11 protein-coding genes are annotated in these 13,296 nt (G+C 71.0%); 3 read left to right on the top strand and 8 right to left on the bottom strand.

Going from position 1 to position 13,296, the window contains the following annotated elements; all coding sequences use genetic code 11:
* The first annotated feature begins 426 nt into the window (after positions 1-426).
* Positions 427-1,023: a TetR family transcriptional regulator gene (locus AB0M59_RS36710; RefSeq protein WP_364624636.1), complete on the top strand. Its 597-nt coding sequence runs from the start codon at positions 427-429 to the stop codon at positions 1,021-1,023.
* On the opposite strand, the gene AB0M59_RS36705 is transcribed toward AB0M59_RS36710, so the two are convergent.
* The 3 genes from AB0M59_RS36705 to AB0M59_RS36695 all read right to left on the bottom strand — a co-directional run bounded on the left by AB0M59_RS36705 (position 1,020) and on the right by AB0M59_RS36695 (position 6,207).
* Positions 1,020-1,784, bottom strand: coding sequence for an NAD(P)H-binding protein (locus tag AB0M59_RS36705; RefSeq protein ID WP_364624634.1), 765 nt, complete (start codon positions 1,782-1,784; stop codon positions 1,020-1,022). The two genes, AB0M59_RS36710 and AB0M59_RS36705, sit on opposite strands and share 4 nt — an antisense overlap.
* A 96-nt stretch (positions 1,785-1,880) precedes the next feature.
* The gene (locus AB0M59_RS36700) at positions 1,881-5,474 is read right to left on the bottom strand and encodes a discoidin domain-containing protein (RefSeq protein WP_364624632.1); all 3,594 of its coding nucleotides are present in this window, start codon (positions 5,472-5,474) and stop codon (positions 1,881-1,883) included.
* 295 nt (positions 5,475-5,769) lie between these two features.
* Positions 5,770-6,207, bottom strand: a complete 438-nt coding sequence (locus AB0M59_RS36695; protein WP_364624630.1) for a helix-turn-helix domain-containing protein — start codon at positions 6,205-6,207, stop codon at positions 5,770-5,772.
* Positions 6,208-6,338: 131 nt separating this feature from the next.
* Between AB0M59_RS36695 and AB0M59_RS36690 the strand changes: the two genes are divergently transcribed.
* Positions 6,339-7,535: a thiolase family protein gene (locus AB0M59_RS36690; protein ID WP_364624628.1), complete on the top strand. Its 1,197-nt coding sequence runs from the start codon at positions 6,339-6,341 to the stop codon at positions 7,533-7,535.
* On the opposite strand, the gene AB0M59_RS36685 is transcribed toward AB0M59_RS36690, so the two are convergent.
* Both AB0M59_RS36685 and ligD read right to left on the bottom strand, forming a co-directional pair.
* Entirely contained in the window at positions 7,466-7,885 is a 420-nt protein-coding gene (locus AB0M59_RS36685) for a hypothetical protein (protein ID WP_364624626.1), read from the bottom strand. The genes AB0M59_RS36690 and AB0M59_RS36685 overlap by 70 nt on opposite strands.
* Before the next feature lie 34 nt (positions 7,886-7,919).
* A complete protein-coding gene (gene ligD, locus AB0M59_RS36680) occupies positions 7,920-8,870 on the bottom strand; it encodes a non-homologous end-joining DNA ligase (protein ID WP_364624624.1) in 951 nt (316 codons plus the stop codon).
* A 40-nt stretch (positions 8,871-8,910) separates the two neighbouring features.
* Here ligD and AB0M59_RS36675 point away from each other — a divergent pair, with 40 nt between their 5' ends.
* The gene (locus AB0M59_RS36675) at positions 8,911-9,747 is read left to right on the top strand and encodes a PHP domain-containing protein (RefSeq protein ID WP_364624622.1); all 837 of its coding nucleotides are present in this window, start codon (positions 8,911-8,913) and stop codon (positions 9,745-9,747) included.
* A gap of 62 nt (positions 9,748-9,809) precedes the next feature.
* Here the strand turns inward: AB0M59_RS36675 and AB0M59_RS36670 are convergent, their stop codons facing one another.
* The 3 genes from AB0M59_RS36670 to AB0M59_RS36660 form a co-directional block, all read right to left on the bottom strand.
* Positions 9,810-11,849, bottom strand: coding sequence for an MDR family MFS transporter (locus tag AB0M59_RS36670; RefSeq protein WP_364624621.1), 2,040 nt, complete (start codon positions 11,847-11,849; stop codon positions 9,810-9,812).
* A gap of 81 nt (positions 11,850-11,930) precedes the next feature.
* Positions 11,931-12,767, bottom strand: coding sequence for an SDR family oxidoreductase (locus tag AB0M59_RS36665; RefSeq protein WP_364624619.1), 837 nt, complete (start codon positions 12,765-12,767; stop codon positions 11,931-11,933).
* A 40-nt stretch (positions 12,768-12,807) separates the two neighbouring features.
* Complete coding sequence (locus tag AB0M59_RS36660) at positions 12,808-13,272, bottom strand: GNAT family N-acetyltransferase (RefSeq protein ID WP_364624617.1); 465 nt, start codon at positions 13,270-13,272, stop codon at positions 12,808-12,810.
* Positions 13,273-13,296 lie beyond the last annotated feature (24 nt).

Genomic DNA, 13,296 nt, shown 5'->3' with positions numbered 1-13,296 from the left:
CGGCGGGCGGCGACAGCGGCTGCATGATCGTCGCGACGTCGGCGATCGCGGCGCCGCGGGTGTCCGACGAGCGGTACTTGACCTGCCAGGCCCGGATCGGCACCGGCAGGGTGGGCGCCCGGATCGTGATCGGGCGCGAGTCGAGGACCGTGCCCGGCGCGACGTCCGGGAACGGTGCGGGCTGCGCGTAGAAGGGATCGACGGCGGGGTTCGGCGGCAGCTCCGCGGCGGAAGCGGCCGGAGCGGTGAGAGCCGCGGCGGCCAGCACGAGGGCGGCGAAGAGGGTTCGGCGTGTGTCGGCGTTGACAGTGAGCACGGGACCTCCCGGTGTCGATACCAACCGGTATCGAGTGAAGGAATTACACGTGACGCCGATCACGGTCAACGAGACAGCTCCGCGCGGGCGAGGTTGTACCGTTGCGCCCCATGACCGGCCCGCAGCGCCGCCGCCCGAGCCGCGCCGAGACCCGGCGGCGGATCATCGACGCCGCCACCGCGGTGTTCGCCCGGCAGGGCATCGCCGCGACGTCGCTCAACGACATCGCGGCCGAAGCGGGGCTGACCAAGGGTGCCGTCTACTCGAACTTCGCCGGCCGCGACGACCTCGTGCTGACGATCATGGAAGAGCACATCGTCGTGCGGATGGAACGCGCGACGACGGTGTTCGCCGAGCTGGCCGACCTCGACGAGGCCACCGCCGAAGCCGGCGCGCGGCTCCTGGAGGGGATCGACTCCGACGCCACGTGGCACCGGCTACTGCTCGAGTACTGGGGCTTGGCGATGCGCAACCCGACCGTCCACAGCGGACTCGCCGAGCGCCGCGCCCGGCTGCGGAAAGCCGTCACCGCGGCGATCAGCAAGGCCGCCGCCCTGCACGGCGTCGACCTCCCCCTGGCACCGGAGCACCTGGCGGTGGTGGTGCTCGCGCTGTCCAACGGCCTCGCCGTGGAACGCGGGGTCGATCCGGCGGCCGTCCCGCCGACGCTCTTCGGCGACGTGCTGAAACTGCTGGTGACGCCCTAGCGCTTCCGGTAGCGCAGCACGCCCGCGTCGGCCTGCCCGGCCAGGTACTGCCGGAAGGTGATGGTGCCGTCGAGGTGCTCCGGCGCCAGGTGACCACCGCCGGCGTAGGCCCGGAACGTCTCGCCCGGCACGCTCACCGGCACGATCCGCCGTCGCCGTCCGCTCGCTTCCGCGACCGCCTGCGCCAGCTCGGCCGCGGCGAGGATCTCCGGACCGCCGAAGTCGCCCGCGCGGCCGGCCGGGTCGCCGAGCGCCAGATCGGCCAGGCGCTCCGCGACGTCCCGGACGTCGACCGGCTGGAACGAAAGCCGCGGAACGGGCAGCACCGGCAGCCGGGACGCGCCGGCGAACAGCGTCCGGACGAGCGCGTGGAACTGCGTCGCCCGCTGAATCGTGTACGGCAGGCCGGAGGCCGCGATGAACTCCTCGGTCTCGAGCTTGCTGCGGTAGTAGCCGAGCGGGACGCGGTCGACACCGACGATCGAGACGTACACCAGGTGCGGGCCGCCGGCCCAGCGCGCCGCCTCGACGAGCGTGCGCGCGAAGTCCGTCTCTCGGCCGAAGAAGTCGGTGGCGCAGTGCACGACGACGTCCACCCCCGCCACCGCGCTGTCGATGCCGCGGCCGGTCCGCAGGTCGCCCGGGACGACGTCCGGGCCCGCCTTGCGGCTGAGCACGCGGACCTCCTCCCCCGCCGCGCGCAGCCGTTCGACGACCGGCCTGCCGAGCTGTCCGGTGCCACCGGTGACCAGGATCCGCACGAGCCGCCTCCCGCCGTGAAGCCGTCAAGGCCACCTTACGGGCGACAGACGCCCGTAAGGTGGCCTTGACAGCACTCTTTGATCAGATGCGGCGGATCAGTTCCGGTTGATGGTGAACGTGGACGTCGTGTTGCGGATGTCCTGGTCGTTGTCGCTCAGCGTGAGCCCGGTGAACGTCGCCGAGCCGACGGCCGGGCCCTGACCCGGTTCCGGCAGCTCGTTGACCCAGATCCCGATCCCGGACTTCGCGTCGAAGGCGTCACCGCTGCGGTGCGCGCCGGTGATCGACACGTTCGTCAACACCGTGTCCTCGACCGGGTGCTCCGGCGTGGTGCCGTCGTACTTGGTCTGGAACATGATGCCGCTGTAGGTCGGGCTCTGGATGTCCACGTCGGACACCCGGATGCCGCGGAACTCCTTGGACGCGGAGAACAACCAGATCGCCGGGAAGGTCTGCTGGCCCCAGAAGTGGCCGCCGTCCCGGACGAGCGAGGCGTTCTGGACCGTCGTCGGCTGCGGCCCGAACCCGAGGAACGGATAGCCGAAGTCGAGCGAGCTGATCGTGATCGCCGAGTACGTCAGCGTGTCCGCGATGTAGAGGTTCCGGAAGGTGTTGTTGTACCCGCCGTACACCGCCAGCCCGGCCGCACGCCACGGCGTGAGCGAGGTCAGGTTCTCGAACACGTTGTCGTACTGGTTGCCCTGGTTGATGTCCGTGGCGGCGAACAGCGCGAAGCTGTCGTCCCCGGTGGACCGGGCCTCGACGTTGGTGACGTGGTTGCCCGTGCTCCCGTTGGTGAGGTTGACGCCGTCGGCGAAGGTGTCGCGGATCCGGGAGTTCTTGATCGTCGTGTTGTCCACGTTGGTGCCCCAGACCATGACGACCTGGTGCTCGACCCAGATGTTGTCGATCGTCAGGTTGGCGACGTTGGTCAGGTTGAAGACCTTGCCGGGGCCGTCGATGCGGGACGTGTAGTTCCCGAACACCGCGAACCCGCTGAACGTCGACCCGTTCGCGCTCGCCTGCACGTCGATGCCGATGTCGGTGTTCTCCTGACCCGAAAGCGCGGAGAACTTCGTGAACCACGGCCCGGCGCCGGTGACCGTCACGGCCTTGCCGTAGACGTTCAGCTTGCTCGACAGCGAGTAGTTCCCGGCCGGCAGGTAGACGCCGGTGAGGGTGCTGTCCTGCCGGACCTTGTCGAGGGCGCTCTGCACGTCCTGCTGCGTGAAGCCGGTGGGCACGGCGAAGTGCGCCGGGTCCGGGTTGGCGGTCGCGGTGGCCTGCTCGAAGTTCACGAAGTCGATCGCGTAGTTCGTGCTGTTGGCCGCGTCCTTCTGCAGCTTGATCTTGTGCCCGGCGGGCACGGTCGTGCCGAGCATCGCACTGGCCTCGTCGTAGATGTGGCGCGGCCCGGCGCCCGGCGAGTTGCCCGGGCCGGTTTCGGCGCCGTAGAGCCAGGCGTAGTGCGAGGTCAGGTCGATGGCCTTGAGGAACGTGCCGTCGACGTAGACGTTCAGCGTCGAGTTCTGCCCGCCACCACCCGCGGAGTCCGGGATGGAGAACCGCGTGACCAGGGTGTTGGTCGACGCGCGGGTCGTGAACTCCACCGACGAACCGGTCGAGTTCAGCGTCACGGCCTTGCGGCCCGACGCCTCGCCCGCGAGGTCGCCGATCGTCCGGTTCGGGCCGACCACCGAAGCGCCGCCCGCGACGACGCCGTCCTCGGCTTCGTACATGTCGTAGGGCATGTTCGCGCCCCGGCCGACGAACAGCGCCTGCGTGCTGGTGTTGTTGCCTTGCTTGACCGGCAGCTCGTTGGCGTCGTTCGCGACGACCGTCTTGACCGTGTACCGGCCGTTGGCCGCGGTCCAGGTGCCGACGTTCACCGGCGAAGCGGTGGCTCCCGCGGCGATGGCGCCCGTGTACGTGCCGCTGAGCGTCTTGACGACGGTGCCGTTCTGGTCGGCGATCGTCACCGTGACGCCGTGGGCGCCGCTCGCACTCGCCACGGTGCCCTGGTTGCGCAGGGTCGTGCTGAACGTGACCGTGTTGCCGGCGGACGGGTTGTTCGGCGACCACGCCGTGGCCGCGACGAGGTCGGAGCTCTGCACCGGGCTGACGACGAGCGCCGTCGAGCCGGTGTAGGAGTTGTTGGCCTCGTTCTGTTCGATGACGGCGTTGGCCTCGTCGACCTTCGCGGTCAGCTGGTAACTGCCCGCGTCCCGGGTGCCGATGTTCGCCGACACGGTCGTCGACGCCCCGGCGGCGAGCGCGCCGACGTTCGCGGTACCGACCTTGGTCGTACCCAGGTAGAGGTTCACGTTCGTCGCGCCCGAGGCCGCCGTCCCGGCGTTGCGGACGGTCGCCGACGCGGTGATCGTGTCGGTCTCGACGGGGTTCTGCGGTGACCAGGACACCGCCGAGATCGTCAGGTCCGGGTTCGGCGCGGGGACGCCGAAGACCTGGAACTCCGCGGCCTGTCCGCCGCCGGCGCCGGAGTTGGCGGTGACGCGCAGCCGGACGTCGGCAGCACGGCCACTGAGCGGAATCGTCACGGTATTACCGGAAGACGGGGTGAAGCTGTAGGTCTGCGCGGCGGACAGGGTGGTGAACGCGGTGCCGCTCTGCTCACGGCCTTCGACGGCGATCGTCTGCGTCCGCGGGCCCCAGGAAGCGTCGGGGTTGAGCTTGACGACCACCTGGTTCAGGTCGGCGTTCGAGCCCAGCGCGACGGTCAGCAGGTTCGGGTAGGTCCCGCCGCCACCCTCCCAGTAGGTGCTGGTCGAGTTGTCGTTGGCGTTGGCCGCCACGAACGTGAACTCCGTCGAGGACGCCGTGATCGGCTTGCCCACCGCGAGGTTCGTCCCGGCCTGGCTGCCGTTGCGCGTCACGGTGTTGCTGTTCCCCGACTGGTTGCCCGCGGCGTCCTTCGCGCGCACGTAGTAGGCCACGGTCGTGGAGTCGGGCTGGTTGTCGGTGTAGGTCAGGACCGTCCCGGCGACACTGCCGCGGAGCTGTCCGTTGGCGTAGACGTCGTAGCCGGCGACGCCGGTGTTGTCGGTGGAAGCCGACCAGGTGAGCCGGATCTGGCCGCTCGCCGGCTGGGTGTAGGCGAGGTTGCCGGGCGCGGACGGCGGCTGCGTGTCCCCGCCGGCCGGGGCGTGCACCTCGAACTCCGACAGCTGCGCGGCGGGCCAGCCGGTGTTGGCGGTGACGTTCAGCCGGACGTACCGGGTGTTCCCGGTAACGTCCACGGTGACGGTGTTCCCCGTCGCCGGGTCGAACCGGTAGCCGGCCGAGGCCTTGACGTCGCTGAAGCTCGTGCCGTTCGTGCTGCCTTGAACGCTGAAGGTCTCGGTGCGGGCCTCCCAGTTCGCGGGCAGCTTGAGCACCAGCTGCGCGATGTTCGTGGCCGCGCCGAGGTCGGCCTGGACCCACTGCGGGAACTGGTTGTTCGTGCTCTCCCAGTAGGAGGCCTGGTTCCCGTCGCCGACGTTCGATGCGGGGTAGCCGGCGAGCTGGCTGCTCGCGGTGTAGGTCGCGGCGGCGGCTTGGACGGCGGCGGCGGCGGATGCGGGTGCGGACACGGCGGCCGGGGCGCCGCTCGCGGCCACGGCGGGGGTGGCCAGGAGGAGGGACAGGGCGGCGTAGGTCGCCGCGCGCGACAGAAGTCGCTTCGTTCTCATGGGTTTCCTCTGATCCGGGGAGGAGGGAGACGCGTCGGGACGGCACAACCGGGGAACGGACACGCGCGGACCGGGTCCGGGGGCGCACGCGGGCAGCACCGAACAGCCGTCATGGGCACCTCTCCGTCGAGGGCTGGGCGGGATCTTCCTGACGTCTGCCACGATTTCTCGCTCAGTTGTCAGGTTCTTTCACTGATTCGTTCAAGAGTTACCGTTACGGCGGTCTCAAGTCAACGCCCAAACGTCGAAAAGGCCTCCTCGCGGGGGATGCGAGGAGGCCTTTCGGAGAACGAGGTCAGTGCACGGCACCCAGCCGGATCGCGTGGGTGCCCGGGGCGTTGACCGGGTCGCCGCAGCGCGCGCAGACGGTGGCGGGCTCGAGGACCTCGCCGCAGGCGTGCCGCCACAAAGTGGGCGGTTCGCCCTGGTGGACGTACTTGTCGCCCCAGGCCATCAGGCCGAGCAGGATCGGCTGCAGCGCGCGGCCGGCTTCGGTCGGGTAGTACTCGTGACGGGGCGGGTGGGCCTCGTACTGGACCTTCTCGAGCACACCCGCGTCGACGAGCTTGCGCAGCCGCGCGGCGAGGATGTCGCGGCTGGCTCCGGTGTTCTCGGCGATCTGGTTGAAGCGCCGTTCCCCCAGCATGATCTCGCGCAGCGCGAGCAGGCTCCAGCGTTCGCCGACGACCTCCAGGGCCTCGGCCACCGAGCACTCCCGCCCACGCTGAACCACGCCACCTCCCTGGGATTGAAAATCCAACCTAGCACGTCGGACGTGTGTGACCTGACAAACAAGCGAGTTGTGGAATCCAACTCACTCGGCGTATACCGAAGGGATCCCCGATCTGCGAGGAGGCAGACGCCATGACGGACGCGGTGATCGTCGACGCGGTACGGACCCCGATCGGCAAGGGCAAGCCGAACGGCACACTGGCCGGGGTGCACCCGGTCGACCTGCACGCCCACGCGCTCCGCTCGCTCGTCGAGCGCACCGGCGTCGACCCGGCCCGGATCGACGACGTGATCAGCGGCGCGGTCGGCCAGATCGGCGAGCAGAGCATGAACACCGCCCGCTGGGCCGCGCTGGCCGCGGGCCTGCCGGAGTCGGTGCCGGCGGTGACCGTCGACCGGCAGTGCGGCAGCAGCCAGCAGGCCGTCCACTTCGCCGCCCAAGGCGTCATCGCCGGCGCGTACGACGTCGTGATCGCCTCCGGCGTCGAGTCGATGAGCCGGGTGCCGATGGGCAGCCAGGTGGCCGGGCGCGACCCGTTCGGCCCGCAGGTCGCCGCCCGCTACCCGGACGGGCTCGTCCCGCAGGGCATCAGCGCGGAGCTGATCGCCGCGAAGTGGGGCTTCAGCCGCGCGCAGCTGGACGAGTTCTCCGCCGAGAGCCACCAGCGGGCCGCGAAGGCGTGGGCCGACGGCAAGTTCGCCGGCGAGGTCACACCGCTCAAGGCGCCCGGTGCCGACGGCGTGCTCGTCAACGTCACGACCGACGAAACGGTCCGGCCGGGCACCACACCGGAGATCCTCGCCGGGCTGAAGCCGGCCTTCCGCGCCGATGTCTGGGAGCAGCGGTTCCCGGACCTCGGCTGGCACGTCACGGCAGGCAACTCCTCGCCGATCAACGACGGCGCCGCCGCGCTGATGATCACCAGCTCCGAGACGGCGAAGGCGCTCGGGCTGCGGCCGCGGGCCCGGATCCACAGCTTCGCCGTCGTGGGCGACGACCCGCTGTACATGCTGACCGGCGTCATCCCGGCCACCCGCAAGGTCCTCGACCGCGCCGGGCTCGGCGTGTCGGACATCGACGCCTTCGAGGTCAACGAGGCGTTCGCGAGCGTCGTGCTCGCCTGGCAGGCCGAGATCGGCGCCGACCTGGCGAAGGTCAACGTCAACGGCGGCGCGATCGCGCTCGGCCACCCGCTCGGCGGCAGTGGCGCACGCCTGGCGACGACGCTGCTGTCGGTGCTGGAGCAGACCGGCGGGCGCTACGGCCTGCAGACGATGTGCGAGGCGGGCGGCCTCGCCAACGCGACGATCGTCGAGCGCCTGGACTGACCCGCGAGGTAGGCCCGCAACGCCGCCACGGCTCCCCCGGGATCCGTGGCGGCGACCGGGAAAGCCTCGTCGAAGCCCTGCGCCAGGAGTTCCGCGCGCGTGTTTCCCAGCCGGCCGCCGATCACCACGGGCAACCCGCTCAGCGCGGGGTCGGCACGTACGCGGCGGAGCACGTCCACGCCCGAAACGCCGAGCACAGTCGACAGCACCAAGCAGTCCGGGCGCGCGCCGCGGCAAGCTCCGAGCACGTCGGCCGCCACGCGCACGGCGTGACCTTCGCGTTCGAGGACGACCTGCAGCGCGACCAGGCTCCACGCTGCCGCGTCCAAACCGGACAGCACGATCTTCATTCCGGACAGAGTCGCGAGTCCGCCCGGAAATACGTCAGTCGGGTTCGGGGGGTTCTTCGACGCCGTCGCGGTCGGCCCACTCGAGCAGCGGGTCCAGGGAGAACACGGCCTGGTCGATGCCGGCGTGGAGGTCGCCCAGCTCGGCGAAGCGGGCAGGAACGGTGGCGATGGTGAAGTCGCCGGGCTCGACGTCGTCGATCTCGTCCCAGCGAATCGGTGTCGACACCGTGCCTTCGGGGTTGCCGCGGACCGAGTAGGCGCTGGCGATGGTGTGGTCGCGGGCGTTCTGGTTGTAGTCGACGAACAGCAGCCGCGGGTCGCGGTCCTTGCGCCACCAGGTCGTCGTGACGTCGTCCGGGGCGCGGCGCTCGACTTCGTGGGCGAAGGCCAGCGCCGCCCGGCGGACGTCGGTGAAGCTCCACCGGGGTTCGATCCGGACGTAGACGTGCAGGCCGCGGCCGCCGGACGTCTTGGGCCAGCCGACCGCGCCGAGCTCGTCGAGGACCTCGTGCGCGACGTGCGCGACCCGGCGGACGCGGTCGAAACCGCAGTCGGGCATCGGGTCGAGGTCGATGCGCCACTCGTCCGGCTTCTCGGTGTCGGCGCGGCGCGAGTTCCACGGGTGGAACTCCACAGTGGACATCTGTACCGCCCACGCGACGTGCGCCAGCTCGGTGACGCACAGCTCGTCGGCGTGCCGGTTGTAGCGCGGGAAGGTCACCCGCACGGTCTCCAGCCACGGCGGCGCGCCGTTCGGGACGCGCTTCTGGTGGACCTTCTCCCCCGCCACGCCGGACGGGAACCGGTGCAGCATGCACGGCCGCTCGCGCAGGGCGTTGACGATGCCGTCGCCCACCGAGAGGTAGTAGTTGACCAGGTCGAGCTTCGTCTCGCCGCGGGCCGGGAAATACACCCGGTCCGGGTTCGAGATCCGCACCGTGTGCGGGCCGACCTCCAGCTCCACCGCCGCCGACTTCTGCGCCATACGGTGACGCTACTTCAAAACCGGCGTTACCGTGGGGATCATGAGCCTGCCGCCGGACGGTCACGTCCACACCGAATGGTCGTGGGACACGGTCACCGGGTCGATGACCGGCTCGTGCGAACGGGCGCTCGGGCTGGGGTTGCCGTCGGTGGCGTTCACCGAGCACGCGGACCTGACACCGTGGCTGATCCCGGAGCCCGTCCGGCCGTTGCTGCCGGATCATTTCCGGGTGCGGCTGCGCGCGGACGGCGTCCTCGAGCCCCCGGACCTGGACGTCGCGGGGTACCTGGCGTGCGTCGAGGAGTGCCGGTCGCGGTTTCCCTCGCTGCGGATCCTGTCGGGCGTGGAGCTGAGCGAGCCGCACTGGCACCGGCCCCGCGCCGACGCGCTGCTCGCGGCCCACGACTTCGACCGGGTACTGGGCTCGGTGCACTCGCTGCCCGGCGCCGGGCACCACCACGAGGTCACGGTGATCGCGGACCGGCCGCCCGGCGACCTGCTGCGGGCGTACCTGACCGAGGTGCTCGGGCTGGTGGAGTCGACGGCCGATTTTGCGGTGCTGGCGCACATCGACTACGCGCTGCGCTCCCGGCCGGGAGAGGGACCGCCGTTCGTAGCGGCGGACTTCGAGGAAGAGTTCCGGACCGTGCTGCGCGCGCTGGTGTCGAGCAGCCGTGCGCTGGAAGTCAACACGAAGGTGCCGCTGCCGGGTGAGGTGGTCCGCTGGTGGTTCAAGGAGGGCGGCGAGGCGGTGACGTTCGGCAGCGACGCCCACGAGCCGGGCCTGGTCGGCCACGGATTCGCGGAGGCGGCGGCGATGGTGGAGGGCTGCGGCTTCCGCCCGGGCCGAACGCCCCACGACTTCTGGCGCCGCTGACCCCCGCGGTGCTTTCACGTGAAAGCACCGTCCCCAGGTGGCAGCTTTCACGTGAGCCGTCGTCAAGCCAGGGCGTGCCGGCCGTACGTGCGGACTTCGGCGCTCTGGTCCAGCAACCTCGCCGCCACCCGTCCGATCGCCGCGTCCAGGTCGGCCCGGTTGCCCGTTCCCCAGTCGCCGAGCCGGTCCGCGAGCCAGTCGTGCCACGCCCGGACCACCTTGTCGAACTCCGCACGCCCGACCGGCGTCAGCTCCCAGCCGCCGCCGCTGTAGCGCAGGTGGCCGGTCAGTTCCAGCCGGTTGAACGCCGGTTCCACCACCGACGCCGGCACCCCGAAGTACTCGCCGATCGCCCGCAACGTCGCCGGCTCGCCGCGGCGTCGACGCAGGTGGACCTGCAGCAGGCACCAGATCCCGCCCTCGTCGAGGTCCGATCCGGCCCGCTCGACGATCGCCGGGGCCACCTTGCGGCGCTCGCGGAAGAACAGCGTCGCGACGGCGCGTTCCAGCTCGCGGTCGTCCGTGCGGGCCTCCGGCATCGCGAAACCGTCGCCGAGGTCCGGGGCCGCCGCCCGCGCCGTGTCGCGCAGCGGGACCTCCTTCAGGAAGAACGCCAAGGCGAACGCCACCAGCCCGACCGGCGCCGCGGCGAGGAACACGACGTGCAGGGAGTCGCTGTACGCCTGGATCACCGGCGCCGACACCGAGTCCGGCAGCGCGTGCAAAGCGGTGGGCACCTGGATGGCCCGCGGATCGACGCCCGGCGGCAGCGGGTGCGCGGCCACCGCCGCGGCCAGGTTCGGTGTCAGCTGGTTGGCGTACACGGTCCCGAAGATCGCCGCGCCGAACGAGCTGCCGATCGATCGCAGGAACGTCACGCCGGACGTCGCGACGCCGAGATCGGCGTAGTCCACGGTGTTCTGCACGGCGATGGTCAGCACCTGCATGCCGAGCCCGATCCCCAGGCCGAGCACCGCCATGTACGCCGACGCCTCCCAGAACCCGGTGTCGGAGTCCAGTCTCGACAGCAGGTAGAGCCCGATCGTCATCCCGGCCGCGCCGACCAGCGGGAAGATTTTGTAGTGCCCGGTGCGGCTCACCGCGTTGCCCGCGGCGATCGACGCGACGAGCAGCGCCAGGACCATCGGCAGCAGCCGCACCCCGGACGTCGTCGCCGAGGTGCCCTGCACGTACTGCATGTACGTCGGCAGGTACGACAGCGCGCCGAGCATCGCGAACCCGACGACGAAGCTCATGATCCCGCCGACCGTGAACACCGGGTTGCGGAACAGCCGCATCGGCAGCATCGGTTCCTTCGCCCGCAGCTCGACGAAGACGAAGGCGGCCAGCAGCACCACCGACCCGACGGCCATCCCGATGATCGTCGGCGAGCCCCAGGCGTACTGCGTACCGCCCCAGCTCGTGACGAGCGTCAGGCCCGTCGCGGCGAGGCCGATGAGCAGGATCCCGGCGTAGTCGATCACCGGCTTGATCGCCGCGCGGGCGTTCGGCATCGCCGACGACGCCACGATCAGCACCACGATGACCAGCGGGATGTTCACGTAGAACGCCCACCGCCACGACAGGTGGTCGACGAAGAAGCCGCCGAGCATCGGGCCGGCCACGGTCACGACGCCGAACACCGAGCCGAGGACGCCCTGGTACTTGCCGCGCTCGCGCAGTGGGACGACGTCGGCGATGAGCGCGGTCGAGGTGACCATCAGCCCGCCGCCGCCGAGACCCTGCACCGCGCGCCAGACGATCAGCCAGACCATGCTGTCGGCGAAGCCGGCGCAGAACGAGCCGATGCCGAAGACGATCACCGACAGCTGGAACATCAGCTTGCGGCCGAACAGATCGCCGAGCTTGCCGACGACGACGGTCATGATCGTCTCGGCCAGCAGGTAGGAGGTGACCACCCAGGACAGGTGCCCGGCGCCGCCGAGGTCCCCGACGATGGTGGGCAGCGCGGTGCCGACGATGGTCTGGTCCAGCGCGGCCAGCAGCATCCCGAGCAGCACGGCGCCGAACACGGCGTTGACCCGCGCTTTGCTCAGCGGGGCGGGCCCCGGCTCGTGGGCGACCTCCGCGGTGGCCGTCATCCGCACCCTCCTCGCTCGGCCTCCGAGGCTAGTGCGCTCAGTCCACTGTGGATAGCCACCCGTTCCGGTGGTCCCGGCCGGTCAGAGGGTCCAGCGGTCCCGCGGCGGCGACTCGAGGACGAGCTCGCCGTCGACCGCCGCGGCGATCTCCTCCGGCGTCCAGACGTCCTGGTGCAGGACCGGCCGGATGATCGCGGGCTGGCGCACGGCGTGCAGGTGGCCGTCCGCCAGCCGCAGCACCTGCCCGGTGATCCCGGCGGAGAGGTCGCTGAGCAGGTACGTCACCAGCGGCGCCACCCGTTCCGGCGGGTGCGCGTCCGGGTTCCCGTTCGGGTCGGCGGCCATCAGCCGGGTCCAGGCGATGGGGCTGACGGCGTTGACGCGCACGCCGCGGGAGGCCAGGTCGGCCGCCCACGAGTACGTCATCGACGCCACCGCGCCCTTCGACGCCGAGTAGGCGGCGGCCCCGCGCTGCCCGATCATCGATCCCGAGGTCACGTTGACGATGACACCGTTGCCCTGGGCAACCATCACCTCGGCGGCCGCCGTGCCACAGTGGAGCGGGCCGAGCACGTTGGTCTCGACCAGGGCCCGGGTGCGCCCGGCGTCGTCGTCCTCCCACGGCCGCGCGTGGTAGCCGATCGCGGCGTTGTTCACCAGGCCGTCGAGCTTGCCGAACCGATTGCGGCACAACGTGATCAGGCGCCGGGCGTACTCCGCGTCGGCCACCGAACCGACGCTCACCACCGCCGCGCCGCCGTCCGCCTCGATCGCGGCGACGGTCTCGTGCGCCGGTTCCGCGTCGACGTCGTTGACGACGACCGCGGCGCCGCTGCCGGCCGCGTGCCGCGCGAAGGCCCGCCCCAGTCCGCGTCCCGCGCCGGTGATCACCACGGCCCGCCCGTCCAGGATTCCCATGCTCCCCAGTGTGGCCCCGGAATGGTCCGGACCGCACCACTCAGGCCTCGCGGGCCAGCCTCACCTCGAACGGCCGGAACCCCTGCGCGCGGTAGAACGCCAGTGCACCGTCGTTGTGCGCGTACGCCTGCACGGCCAGTTCGTTCGCGCCGCGTTCACGTGCCCACGCCGCGAAAGCGGCCACGAGCGCCTCACCCACTCCTTCGCGGCGCCGCTCGGCCGCGACCCGCATGCTCTCCAGTACCGCTCGCACCGCATCGGGACGCAGGGAGCTGACCGGCATCAGCCGCCCGATCAGGTGCCCCGCCACCGAGCCCTCGGAGCGGGCCAGCAGGCACAGGGCGTCCTCGTCGGCGACGAGGTCCTGGTAGTAGGCCGCGCCTTCGCGGGCCGGCCAGCCGAGGTCCATGCGCGGATCGTGGGTTCCGGCGTCTTCGGCGAACAGCGCGGCGGCCGACGCCACGAGTTCGGGGACTTCTTCGGTGACACCGACGGAAACAGTCATGTCCAGCACCGTAACCGCGGGTTT

The organism is Amycolatopsis sp. NPDC051371 (assembly GCF_040682155.1).
GTDB lineage: Bacteria > Actinomycetota > Actinomycetes > Mycobacteriales > Pseudonocardiaceae > Amycolatopsis.
This window is presented reverse-complemented; position numbering and strand designations above follow the sequence as displayed.

Excerpts from the sequence above, each read along its gene's own strand:
- AB0M59_RS36710 (WP_364624636.1), top strand. The coding sequence starts at position 427 with ATGACCGGCCCGCAGCGCCGCCGCCCGAGCCGCGCCGAGACCCGGCGG.
- AB0M59_RS36700 (WP_364624632.1), bottom strand. The coding sequence starts at position 5,474 with ATGAGAACGAAGCGACTTCTGTCGCGCGCGGCGACCTACGCCGCCCTG.
- AB0M59_RS36690 (WP_364624628.1), top strand. The coding sequence starts at position 6,339 with ATGACGGACGCGGTGATCGTCGACGCGGTACGGACCCCGATCGGCAAG.
- AB0M59_RS36685 (WP_364624626.1), bottom strand. The coding sequence starts at position 7,885 with ATGAAGATCGTGCTGTCCGGTTTGGACGCGGCAGCGTGGAGCCTGGTC.
- ligD (WP_364624624.1), bottom strand. The coding sequence starts at position 8,870 with ATGGCGCAGAAGTCGGCGGCGGTGGAGCTGGAGGTCGGCCCGCACACG.
- AB0M59_RS36675 (WP_364624622.1), top strand. The coding sequence starts at position 8,911 with ATGAGCCTGCCGCCGGACGGTCACGTCCACACCGAATGGTCGTGGGAC.
- AB0M59_RS36670 (WP_364624621.1), bottom strand. The coding sequence starts at position 11,849 with ATGACGGCCACCGCGGAGGTCGCCCACGAGCCGGGGCCCGCCCCGCTG.
- AB0M59_RS36665 (WP_364624619.1), bottom strand. The coding sequence starts at position 12,767 with ATGGGAATCCTGGACGGGCGGGCCGTGGTGATCACCGGCGCGGGACGC.
- AB0M59_RS36660 (WP_364624617.1), bottom strand. The coding sequence starts at position 13,272 with ATGACTGTTTCCGTCGGTGTCACCGAAGAAGTCCCCGAACTCGTGGCG.